The following is an 11,836-nucleotide window of genomic DNA, read 5'->3' on the forward strand; positions in this document are numbered from 1 at the left end:
CCCCAGCTTGGTAGAACAGCTGAAAATAGCACGCAGGCTGGGGATTTCTTATAAGCGATTTTGTGGCTGGCGGCCAACAGATGAAGATCCAATCGAATGGGACGAAACAGAGCGCGCGTGGATGATTGCGTTAGAAGAATATGAGAACGCAACTCTTTGCCCATTGTGTGGCATGCCATCTAGTTTCTGCCATGACTATTTGAAAGTAAATGACACGTTTGCACGCGCGAAAATCGAAACATGTTTTATAAGCGCGATGCGTGAGCAAGCGATGGAAAAGTATTTGAAAGATGACCGTCCAGGTACCACGCGTTCTCAGACAGCAAAGTTGGTGCCATATGGGGTTGAGGAGGAGTAAATGGCGCAAAACGAAAATATTACTATTCGCATGACCGCTGATATTGCTGACTACTCAGCAAAGCTTCAGACGGCATCGCATTTAACTGGCAAATTTGACAGTTTTATAAAAAGCGCTGGCTCTGCTGGGCAGAAAACTAAGCGCGTTTTGAATGCTCTTGCTATTGGTGCTGGGGCTGTTGCGACAGCAATTGGAGTAGACGCTGTGCGGCGTTTTGCTGAGTTTGACCAATCAATGGCAGCTGTTCGAGCGAACGTTACTGAGAATGCTGGCGAGTTAAAGAAACTTGAAACAGCTGCTCTTGAAGCTGGTCGTAGTGGAATGTTTTCTGCAACTCAAGCTGCAAACGCTATTAACGAGCTTGGTAAAGCTGGCGTCAGTGTTAAAGATATTATTGGCGGCGGCTTGAAGGGCGCTCTTGACTTGGCTGCCGCAGGTGAGATGGACGCGGCTAACGCAGCCGAACTTACAGCGTCTGCCTTGAATCAGTTTGGGCTGAGTGGAGAAAAAGCTTCTCATGTTGCCGATTTACTTGCGGCTGGCGCGAACATGGCACAGGGCGGCGTACAAGATATGGGCGAGGCGTTGAAGAACGTTGGTGTTAACGCTCATATTCTCGGAATGAGTGTTGAGGAGACTGTTGGTGCGCTCACACTGTTTGCATCTAAGGGCTTGGTTGGTTCTGATGCTGGTACGAAGTTTAATGCTATGCTTCAGAATCTTGTTGCACCGTCTATAAGAGCGCAGGGCGCGGTGAAAGCCTTGGGCTTGCAGATTTATGATTCTAATGGAAAATTTGTTGGGCTTGCCAGCGTTGCTCAACAATTGCACGATAAACTCGGCAAAATGACACAAGCAGAACGTAATGCTGCTATGGGTCGTATTTTTTCTAACGCAGCATTAACAACAGCTAACACCTTATATGAGGGAGGGGCAAAAGCTGTTGAAAAGTACACGAAGATGGTTAACCAGCAGGGGTTCGCAGGGCGCGTCGCTGCAACTCAAATGGATAACCTTAAAGGACAAGTAACACGTCTTGGCAACGCGTGGGACGCGATGCTTATTAAGATTGGTAGCGGCGGGAAAGGCATTATTAGCAGCATGGTTGGTGCTGTTACAGACTTAGTAAATGCTTTTGCGTCACTACCGTCTGGAGTGCAGCAAGCAATTGTTGCTATTACGGCATTAACTGGCTTAGGTGCAGGAATATATGACTTGTATCTTAAAAGCAAACGTTACAATGGGCTTATTGCTAAAAGCTTTGATTTTATTGGCGGCAAAATCAAAACATTGTTCACAATGCTAAGAACTACAAAGCTTGGCATGGGGCTTGAGTTGGCTTTTAGGAATTTGTCTAAAACAGCAACTGAAGCATTCTCTAATATTTGGTACAGAATAGTTGGCACTAAAGCAGGGATTAGTGAATTTAGGGCAAGTGTGCTGGGTTTAAGTGCTGTAGCAACAGGTGTGCTGGCAGCATCGTTGGCTGTAGCTGCTATTGGGTTTGCTTCATGGCAAGCTAAGGCGGACGCGGCAAAAAGACAGACTGATGCTCTAAAAGATACAGCACGTGATAGTGGCGACGTGTATCGTAGGCTTGCTGACGAATTAAGAAAAGGTAATGATGGTGTCAGCTGGTTTACAAAAGGCACCATGAGCTTTACTGATGCGCTTAAAAATTGCGGCGTGAGTATGGATACGTTCATTGGCGCTGTTAGAGGCGGCAAGACGTCCATCGCATCATTTAATAAGGCTTTGAATAAAACTTGGCAAAACGCAGCGGCGGATCATATTGTAGCTAGAAACTCTATCAGTGTGCTTAAAGAGGGGTATGAGCAGGCTAAGAAAAGCATTAAGGACGCTGATGCTGCTCTTAAGGAGGAACAGGCTCAGCGTAAAGCTAATGTGATTGCAGCATCTCAACACACTGATGCGCTTATGAGGGGCGCGGACGCTGCTGCAAAAAACAGTGGTGAAGTCCTTAAAGTCGCTAAAGTTGAGGATATTCTTGCTGCAAAATTCGGAGCCAGCAAAGATGCTATTAATGCTCAAGCACAAGCGTTAAATAATAATGTTGAAGCGATTGAGAAGTATTATGGCTTCACTATGAACGCTCAACACAGTATTACCGATTTGGATAAAGCTATTCGCGATGCGGGCAAGGCAGCAGCTGAATCGGGAAGACATTGGATGGATAATACTGAAGCAGCTGATAAAAATATGGACGCGTTGTCCAGATTGGCAAAACAGTGCTTTACAACCGCTGAAGCTATGGCATCGAACGGAGACAGTCTTAACACTATTACAGGCTTGTTTGAAAAGGGCAGCTCAGCTTTTATTGATATTGCTTCAAAAATGGGGCTTAGTAAAGAGCAGGCGGAAAAATTAGCTAAAAGTTGGGGACTCACAAGGGATTCTCTTAAGAGCTTAATTGACGAAGTCAAATCCTCTAATGTTGAATCTAAAATCACAGCTAAAGATGATTTTAGTGAAGTGTTTAAGAAGCAAAATCTTGCCGTTAAAGAGCTTAAGGGCGGCAAATTCCAAATTAGTGGCGACAATAAGCAAGCGTTAGAAGCTATTAAGCAAATAACTAAGACGAAGCTTGATAGTAAAAAAATGCAGATTGTAGTCGATAAGAAACAGTTACAAACTGTATACGCGGCTGTTAAAAAAATGAAACTACCTGATATTAAAGCTAGAGTAAAGCCTGATCTTAAACAGATTCAAACAGGCATTAATGGGGTTAAAAAAATTAAAATCCCAGATAAAACAGTCGTCATTAAAGGAGATAAACGCAATTTTGACACTATGATTGCTGGTGCGAAAGCTGCTAAAATCCCAGATAAGACAGTCGTCATTAAAGGTAATCCTCGCTTTGCGAAGAAGGCTATTAGTGATGTTAACACGTCTAAAATCCCAGATAAGACAGTCGTCATTAAAGGTAATCCTCGCTTTGCGAAGAAGGCTATTAGTGATGTTAACACGTCTAAAATCCCAGATAAGACGGTCGTTATTAAAGGCAATAAAAATGCTTTTCAGCAAAAATATAATGAGGTTCAGTCCGCTAGAGTAAGTAATAAGACTGTGCATTTTTATGCTGACGCGTCAAGCGTTTGGAGTGCGATCAATGCTATTAATCGCGCAAGCGTGAACATTAACGCTCGAGTGCATCGTGCGCACGGTGGCGTCGTATACGGTGCTGGCACAGGCACATCTGACAGTATCCCAGCGATGCTTTCTAACGGCGAGTATGTTATGACAGCGGCAGCTGTGCAGCGTCTAGGCGTAAGTATGCTTGACAGGCTCAATTATAGTGGCGCGCAATCGATGCAACCGATGAGTTCTAGTAGTGGCGACGTGATGCTTGTTAAAACAGTTGAGGGTTTGCGTTCTGATATTCGTGTGCTTAATGAGCATATTGGTAATAGCGGGGATTCTCAGACGGTCGCTAATGCGATTCGAGGTGTTTTTGACGACGGCATAAAACTCAAGTTGGACGCAAATGGGCGCGAAACTATGGCAGGAATGCTCGCGTCTCCGATTTCTCGAGAGCTTAACAGGCTTAGTGAGCTTGGAAGGTGAAAAATGAGTTATGAAAATATTTTAAAAATCAATGGTATTCCTATCGACGAATTAGGTATTCTAATGACTCACCCTGGTATGAGGGTTAGTGCTCCTGAAGCAATCACCAAATTCCAACGAGTGCCAGGCAGCACAATGCTTGTTGATACGACTCTTAGAGATGAAGACGGTAATGCTCCTTTGAAAGAGCGTACAGTCACAATATCTTTATGCACCATAGGGTATGTAGAGGATATCTCTAGCCTACAACGCAAGCTTGCAGCGCTTACTGGGAGCATTTCTACAGTACAGTTTGCGTACGAACCTTGCTGGCAGGGATTTATCCAATTCAAAAACTGGAAACCAATCTACGTTTATGGCAATACGGCAAAATACAGTTTTGACCTTGTGATGATCGCAGCGCCTCTAGCCTATGGGGATACAAAAGTTATTGCTGTTGGCGGGGAAACAGACTTTACTGTGGAAGGGGATAGACCATGCTGGGCAAAATTCGATTTACGAGTATCTGACACAAGTGTCCTTATTGCAACAACAGAATCTATTAAGATGCTTTCTTTCACAGGTTTAGTTGACGGAGGTCATCTAATTATAGACATGGCTCCACAAACACGAGTCGTCAAACTAAACGGGAACATTATAGTTCCCTCATTACAAAGCGATTTTTTCCCACTTTCCACAGGCTTAAATCACGTTAGCGTCACAGGAGCTACGGGAACAATGTCTTTTACACCTTTATACATGTATGGAGAATGAAAATGAGATTTTTTCATGTAGGACACGACGATTCTTTACTAGGAATATTAAAATGCGTCACTCACGCTAAAAGAACTAGAGGAGTAGACGGCGTAGACACACTAGACATAACTTGTAGCGATGACGGTATTAACAAAGGCGATAGAATCGTATTCACAGATTCTCAAGGATTAGGCGCCGAATATTTAGTCCAAGCCGTTCAAGCATCTAGAGCAGACGAAGTGCCTTTCACGACTTTTCAATGCGTAAACAGCATAGCTGAGCTAAACGATGTTTATATTGAAGATCTACGAGGAGTGGACACTAACGCACAAGGGCGCCTATCAGCTTTACTAGAAACTACTAGATGGAATACTGGGCGAGTAGAAAACGGCACTCTAGAACAACGCTCTGACTACGCTTTCTACCACACAACAGTACTCAAAGCCATTCAAGCACTATGCAAAAAATGCGGGCTTGAACTAGAAACCAGCGTAACCCTTGACGACAATCACGTCGTCAGTCGATGCGTAAACCTTATAGAACATCGCGGCGCAAAAGACCCAAGTAAAAGATTCGAGTATGCGCGCGACTTAAAAAGCATTAAAAGAACAATCGACGCCGCTCAAGTAGTAACACGCCTATATGTATGGGGGAAAACAATTTCCCATTCAACCCCTGATAAAGCAGCAGACGGATCTAATGATGCAGCAAGCACCATAAAAACAGTTGGCACCAACATAACCTTAAATCAAAGCGAGGTGAACAATGAGTGATGAATATGTCGGCTGGGGGGGTGTAACGCCATACACACCATACACGCCATCGCCTGAAACTAATAAAAGAACAAGAACGCGTGTACACAAACAAAAAACAACAAACGCCGCCGCACGCAAAGCAGCAGCCGAAGCAAGAAGACAACAAGCTGCCGCACGCAAAGCAGCAAGAAAACTTATTGCACAAAAAAAACGAGAACAAAGACTAGCAAAACGCGCTGCTAGACAAAAACGAATAGCAGAACATAAAAGACTCGTCGCACTCAAAAAAGCAGAACGGCAGCGTGAAGCTGAAGAAAGGCGCTTAGCTAGAGAACAAAAACGCGCGCTCGCGCTTGACCGCAAATTAGCGAGAGAACAGGCGCGAAAAGAAGAAAAGGCTCGTAAAGCTGCAGATAAGGCGCTCGCTGAGTTGCGCAAAAAAACAATGGGAGCGGGGGATTCTGAAGCACGTATAGGCATTGCTGAAATAAACAATGATTTGCCGTATGTGGAAGATGAAGCAGCAACCAGCAATTGGGGAATCCCTGATGGGCTTGGTGGTATCTTGCCTCTAGAGTCAGAAGTCGTATTTGACGATATTGAAGACCCAAACACATTATTGTCGCTTGGTAAAAAACGCTTAGAGAAGCTGAGCAAACCGCAAATATCTTATGAAGCTGATGTTGTTTCTCTTGGTAGAGCAGGATTTAGCCCAGACGCTGTTGGAGTTGGAGATGTAGTTCAAATTGTTGATACTACGTTCACGCCTCCTATTCGCGTTGAAGGTCGTGTGCTGAAAATCGAGGAAGATTTATTAGAGTCTGTGGATTCTACTCGAATAACTCTTGGTACGATCCAAGAAACCTATACGCAGCGTAGGGCGGCACAACAGCAAAAACTTGATGAGCTTATTGCGAGGTCGTCTGACTGGAATACGGCTGCAGACTGTGGAAATATTTATGTTCACGATTTAATTAATCGTATGAACGAGCTGCTCAATGCTCGTGGAGGATATACTTATCTTACACCTGACGAAGGTATTCTTATTTACGATAAGCCAGAAGATGAGCATCCAACTAAGGCTATTCAGCTTGGTGGCGGATTCTGGCGTGTTGCTGATTCTTTGAAACCTAATGGTGATTGGGATTGGAAAAATCTTGCTGATGGGTCTGGTATTTACGCGAACCGTATCTACACTGGCGTTCTAAGTGATGCCGTTGGTAAGAATTTTTGGAATCTCGACACTGGTGAGTTCAGCTTGCAATCAACAGCTAGGATTGGCGGCAAAACTGTTAAGCAGATTGTTGACGATAGTGCGGGCGGCGTGATTTCAAAAATGAATGCGTCGTTGACTCAAGAGTCGATTTTCAACAAACTCACGAACGGCGGTGAAACGCAGGGTATTTATTTGAGCGGCGGACACGTTTATTTAAACGCATCTTATATGCGCACTGGCTATCTTAGTGCGGACATGATTAAGACTGGTAATTTGGATGCGAATCTTATTCGTGCTGGGCGCATTCAGGATTACGCGAACTCTAACTGGTGGGATTTAACAAATTCAAATATTCACGTGGCACGTGGTGAAATTGGTGGCATGACGATTAATAATGGCATGATTTACAACGAGCACATGGCTTTGATGACTGATGGCATTCATTTTTCCACGTCTGCAGGTAACAGTTTTGGTCATATTGGCTATCGCGCTGGCTACTGGGGTGAGCCAACTATGGCTTTTGAGGCTGACGACTGGCATACGACTCTTAGCTGGTGGTGTGGTGGGCAAGCACGTATGATTCTCAGTAATGACGGAACAGGCGTAGCGCACGCGCCAGGGTTCACAATTCTTGGTAATTTAAGCCTATCTCATCGAAGTCTCACTGAAGCCGTCATCGATAAATCTTGCATGATTAGCGGCGGTGGAGTGAATATGGCTGTGCAGACTTATTATCTGCCAACGAGTTGGGATCAGAATACTGGAACAGTCGGGGGCGTTGTTCCTGTTCGCTTTGGTTTTGCGCAGGGTTTTGTGGTTGACGATTCTTGGGCATAGTATTTGAAGTTTTTGTTTTATTGTTTGCTGAGCATAATGCTCGGCTTTTTTATTAGGAGGGGTGCTTTATGCAATCCGAGAATGATATCACTATTGAGAATTTGCAATTGATGATTGCGAATCTGAGTTTAGATAATGCGCGTTTGCAAGCGCGTACTAGGGTTCTTGCTCAAAGAGTGCAGGAGCTTGAGGCGGCTGCTAATAGTAAGGGTGAAAAACATGAGTGATTTTCAGAATGCTACGCGGAGCGTTATCCAACTTGATTATGCGAACGCTTTTATCCCTGATGTGCGATTGCATGGTGGTGACGCAAACGGTCGTATTATTCGCGTGCAATTGTTGGATAATGGCGTGCCTGATAATGATTCAAATCTTGAGGTTTATCTCACGTACAATTGGCAGATTGGCGTTCTGATTGGTGGTCGCGTAAAAATGGCGGCGACGGATAGTCCTGATGGACGCGTATGGCAGGTTGCTGTTCCTGTTGCTGCTTGTGCTCACTCGGGTACTGTGACGCTTGGCTTTGAAGTAAAGCGTGGCGATAGTATTGTGTGTTCTCGCAACTTTACTGCTATTGTGGAGCGTCCTGTTGTTGATTACGGTAGCCCAGAGTCGGTGTTGACGCACGCGGATTTGGTTGATGCTGCTAATGCGGCTCGTGAACAGACTGCTAAAGTTGCGGCGTTGACGACCGAGTTTTCTCAACTTGTGTCGAAGAGTGAGGCGACAGCTCACAAGGCTGATGAGGCTGTGCAGCGTGCTGAACAGGCTGTGAGTGGCACTAATACGGCGACGCAAGCTGCTACTGACGCTGCTGGTAAGGCTCAACAGGCTGCTGATAATGCTAATGCGGTTGCTGGTAGAGTGTCGGCGGCTGTTGATGCTGCTAACAATGCTAAGACCACGTTTGATGGCGTGATTCATAAGTGTGAGCAGGCGGCTGCTGACGCTAATACGGCGGCTGGTAAGGCTACTGAGGCTGCTAGTAGTGTAAGTGAGGCTACGAGTAAAGCGAATAGTGCGGCACAACAGGCTACTGAGGCAGCTCAAAGCGTAGACGAGGCTAAGAGTAAAGCATCTCAGGCGGCACAACAGGCTACGGACACTGCACAAGCAGCTGAGCGTACTATCGCGGATCTAAAGTCGAACGCGCAACAAGCGTCTGACGCGGCACAAACCGCTAATAGTGCGGCTCAGGCGGCTACCGAGGCGGCAGGCAAAACGAATAGCGCAATACAGACGGCACAACAGGCTATCCAAGCAGCTGGTGAAGCGACTGGTAAAGCTAATAGTGCGGCGCAAGCGGCGGATTTGGTTCGTGAGAAAACTGAGGCTGCCAACAAGCAAACCGAGACAGACTTAGCAGCACTGAAAGAAGAAGTTGTTAAGGCTCAGCGTGCTGGGTTTGACGCGAATAGTGCTGCTCAAAAATGTAATGAGGCAGCACAGGCTTATAGGAATGTTAGTGGTGAGGTTGCGCAGGCAAAGCAGACTAGCGAACAAGCTGTAGAAGCGGCTAATCAGGCGTTGCATACTGCTCAGGAGTCTGCTACGGCTGTTGCTCAAGCTCAGAGCGTGCTTGACCAAGTGAAGGATGCTGGTGAGACTGCTAAGCGAGTGGTTGGCGCGGTTGATGAGTTGAAGCAGACTAAAGAGGCTGCATTGGAGGCGACTCGTACGGCTAATGCGCAAGCGTCTGCTGCTGGTGAGGCGGCTGGCAAGGCTAATAGTGCGACTGGCGCGGCTAATAGTGCGGCACAACAGGCTACTGAGGCGGCTGGCAAAGTACAGCAGGCTTTGCAAGAGAGTGAAACGCGTTTGAAGGCTGTTGAACAGACGGCAGCTGATGCTAAAAGCGTGGCTGGTACGGCTAACTCTACGGCTGATGCGGCGCGCACTACTGCTGAGCAAGCTACGAGTAAAGCCAACGATGCAGCCAACGCGGCTGAGCGCGCTCAAAGCACAGCTAACAGCGCCATTGAGCAAATCGACGCTAATAGAAACAAAATAGTGTCAATATATGATATCTTAGCAGCGTCGCGTAAAGGCTTGTATATGCGTGCTGGTGAGAATGTGCAAATCACGCAGATGACGCAGAATCCGATGGACGGCGTGAGTATTAGTGTGCCTAGTGTAACGACAGTTAAGAATACGGCTGAAGCGGCTCAGAGTAAGGCGAATGATGCTGCTAATGCGGCACAACAGGCTCAGAGTACAGCTAACTCTGCTGTTGAGCAAGCTGACAATAATAGAAATAAGATAGCGTCAATGGATAATGCGTTAACAGCGTGCCGTGAAGGTAAATACTTGCGCGCGGGCGCTGGTGTTGAATTTATTAGTCAAAACAATCCAATGGACGGTATTACTATTTCTACAAAATCACAGATTTATACTCTTACTGTTACAGCTGATGAGTTTAAAGAGAACATAGCAAATATTCCAATTTCTGACTCAATCGTTGGTACGCATCGCGTGCGGACTATCTCTTTAAAACCAAAATCTCAGAATGAAGTGAAATTGTATGCTGAAGCATCTCCTATTTTCTTGGATTCTGATGACGATCCAAGCATTAAAGGAGATTTGAGAATAATTGTTAAGAAGCCAATCGATTTGAAGTTTACTGTTCTCGAGCAGGAGGTCAAGCAATGACGGTGATACAACCTATTTTCTACGGCGGCAGCGGCGGTAATGGTGATATTAAGCTTAAGTCTCTTACAGCGTCTGCTAGCTCGCTAACTCTTGCAAAAAATCAAAGTGTGGACTTGCGTATTACGCCAATAATGGATTTGAGCCGTGTGGAGCTTTACGACGTGTCTTGTGATGATTCGCGCGTGAGGCTTGAGAAACAGCCTAATCACGGTTTGCGTGTTATAACGCCTGATGAGAAGTTTGCTAAGACTACTAAAACGGTTATTCATTTTCGTGCGACTGATGATAGTGGCGTGAGTTTGGATGTGCCTCTTACTTTGCAAGCTGGCTTGAATCCTAGCGAGGCGCGTGAGTGGTTTAGCGCGCATACGTCGCCGAAGCAGCTTTCTCCTAGCTTTGAGCCGCTCCCTGGCTGGAAACCGTTTGAGGATTATTCGTCGGGCGCGGAGATTATCGCGCGCGCTATCCGTGACGGTAAGCGCTACATGGTAAACGCTGGCGACTACTTTGACGAAACGGTAAATGGCACGACTTACCGTTGGACCGTTTCCGAGTTTAATCACTACGGGCGAAACGAGGCTTTGCTTGTGCCTGATAAGCTATTGCCAGGCACTCTGAAGTTTTCGACGAATTATAGTAATAGATATCCACACTCTGATTTAGAGAGTAAGCTTAACGATTTTTATAATGCTATGCCGTCGTCATTGAAGTCTTACGTGCTTAATATGAGCTTGCCTTGTACGAATTCTGACGGAGGACGAAGCTTTGTTAATGAGCATGTTTTTCCACCGTCTGAGATTGAAGCATTCGGAGAAAAACACTATTCTAAAGAGTCTTCTAGCTATTATTCGAAGTGGGCATGCTTCTCAGATAATAGTAGTCGTATACGTTCTAATCAATGGTATTGGTTGCGCAGCACGTACGCTGACGACTCGCCGTACGTGCCTGTGGTCAGCAATGACGGCTCGGACAACTACTACAATTACTACGGTTCGGGCGGCGCGCTCCCGTGCTTCTGCATCGCATAGATGAAAGCTATGCGCATCTATTAATCTTGAGGCCGCCTCTGTGCGGCCTCAAACCATATCTACAGAAAGATTTTAAGATGAGTCAAGTCTATGCAAGACAAAGAACAGAAACCCTCACAGGGTATGTAGTAACCGCCAGCAAGATCCGCATCGAAACACTAAAACTAATCAAACGCGAAACCGTGCTGCCAAAGTCGCTACGCTTTCTATTCGGGAAAGATATAACAGGTCACGCTGAAAGTTTGGAGCGTGAGGCTGAGCACGCTTACGCATGGTATCCATCCGATGAAATGCGATTAATGGAGCGTAAAAAGCATTTAATAGAAGCAGGCGCATCGTGCGTTGACCTAGTGCACGACTTGCAGATGCTTTTACAACTAGGAACAGTTAAGCGCGGTATGGCAGCGTTACAACCGCTGCTCGACTTACTAGAGAAAGAGCGCACAATGCTAGCATCACAATTAAGCCACGCTAAAATAGTAAAACAAAAATAAAATTCTTTGGGAATTAATCCACTGTTACGTACGCTGACGACTCGTCGAACGTGCCTGTGGTCAACAATGACGGCTCGAACAACTACTACAATTACAACAATTCGGGCGGCGCGCTCCCGTGATTCCGCATAACGCTAGACCTAGTAACACACCAAGTGCGAACGCAATGCAATGCAGAA

The 11,836-nt window shown here is 45.9% G+C and carries 9 protein-coding genes; all 9 read left to right on the plus strand.

The features are described 5' to 3' along the window. The first annotated feature begins 7 nt into the window (after positions 1-7). The 9 genes from ACJV45_RS00740 (at position 8) to ACJV45_RS00780 (ending at position 11,657) form a co-directional block, all read left to right on the plus strand. Positions 8-358, plus strand: coding sequence for a hypothetical protein (locus ACJV45_RS00740; protein WP_419397427.1), 351 nt, complete (start codon positions 8-10; stop codon positions 356-358). Then, positions 359-3,943: a phage tail tape measure protein gene (locus ACJV45_RS00745; protein WP_419397428.1), complete on the plus strand. Its 3,585-nt coding sequence runs from the start codon at positions 359-361 to the stop codon at positions 3,941-3,943. Positions 3,944-3,946: 3 nt separating this feature from the next. Further along, complete coding sequence (locus tag ACJV45_RS00750) at positions 3,947-4,696, plus strand: phage distal tail protein (RefSeq protein WP_419397429.1); 750 nt, start codon at positions 3,947-3,949, stop codon at positions 4,694-4,696. Positions 4,697-4,698: 2 nt separating this feature from the next. Then, entirely contained in the window at positions 4,699-5,451 is a 753-nt protein-coding gene (locus tag ACJV45_RS00755; protein ID WP_419397430.1) for a phage tail spike protein, read from the plus strand. Continuing rightward, a complete protein-coding gene (locus tag ACJV45_RS00760; protein ID WP_419397431.1) occupies positions 5,444-7,486 on the plus strand; it encodes a phage tail spike protein in 2,043 nt (680 codons plus the stop codon). Before ACJV45_RS00755 ends, ACJV45_RS00760 begins: the two co-directional genes overlap by 8 nt. A 68-nt stretch (positions 7,487-7,554) precedes the next feature. Next, the gene (locus ACJV45_RS00765) at positions 7,555-7,713 is read left to right on the plus strand and encodes a hypothetical protein (RefSeq protein ID WP_419397432.1); all 159 of its coding nucleotides are present in this window, start codon (positions 7,555-7,557) and stop codon (positions 7,711-7,713) included. Continuing rightward, complete coding sequence (locus ACJV45_RS00770) at positions 7,706-10,135, plus strand: alanine-zipper protein (protein ID WP_419397433.1); 2,430 nt, start codon at positions 7,706-7,708, stop codon at positions 10,133-10,135. The genes ACJV45_RS00765 and ACJV45_RS00770 overlap by 8 nt, the downstream gene beginning before the upstream one ends. Beyond that, positions 10,132-11,163, plus strand: coding sequence for a DUF6273 domain-containing protein (locus ACJV45_RS00775; RefSeq protein ID WP_419397434.1), 1,032 nt, complete (start codon positions 10,132-10,134; stop codon positions 11,161-11,163). The genes ACJV45_RS00770 and ACJV45_RS00775 overlap by 4 nt, the downstream gene beginning before the upstream one ends. A gap of 77 nt (positions 11,164-11,240) precedes the next feature. Beyond that, positions 11,241-11,657 (plus strand): hypothetical protein, encoded by a 417-nt coding sequence (locus tag ACJV45_RS00780; protein ID WP_419397435.1) that lies wholly within the window; start codon positions 11,241-11,243, stop codon positions 11,655-11,657. Positions 11,658-11,836: the final 179 nt, after the last annotated feature.

The organism is Gardnerella lacydonensis, from assembly GCF_048545055.1.
GTDB classification, from domain to species: Bacteria; Actinomycetota; Actinomycetes; order Actinomycetales; family Bifidobacteriaceae; genus Bifidobacterium; species Bifidobacterium vaginale_C.

Bases quoted from the DNA above. Each gene is read 5' to 3' on its own strand.
- ACJV45_RS00755 (WP_419397430.1), top strand. From the start codon at position 4,699: ATGAGATTTTTTCATGTAGGACACGACGATTCTTTACTAGGAATATTA.
- ACJV45_RS00750 (WP_419397429.1), top strand. From the start codon at position 3,947: ATGAGTTATGAAAATATTTTAAAAATCAATGGTATTCCTATCGACGAA.
- ACJV45_RS00780 (WP_419397435.1), top strand. From the start codon at position 11,241: ATGAGTCAAGTCTATGCAAGACAAAGAACAGAAACCCTCACAGGGTAT.
- ACJV45_RS00760 (WP_419397431.1), top strand. From the start codon at position 5,444: ATGAGTGATGAATATGTCGGCTGGGGGGGTGTAACGCCATACACACCA.
- ACJV45_RS00745 (WP_419397428.1), top strand. From the start codon at position 359: ATGGCGCAAAACGAAAATATTACTATTCGCATGACCGCTGATATTGCT.
- ACJV45_RS00775 (WP_419397434.1), top strand. From the start codon at position 10,132: ATGACGGTGATACAACCTATTTTCTACGGCGGCAGCGGCGGTAATGGT.
- ACJV45_RS00765 (WP_419397432.1), top strand. From the start codon at position 7,555: ATGCAATCCGAGAATGATATCACTATTGAGAATTTGCAATTGATGATT.
- ACJV45_RS00770 (WP_419397433.1), top strand. From the start codon at position 7,706: ATGAGTGATTTTCAGAATGCTACGCGGAGCGTTATCCAACTTGATTAT.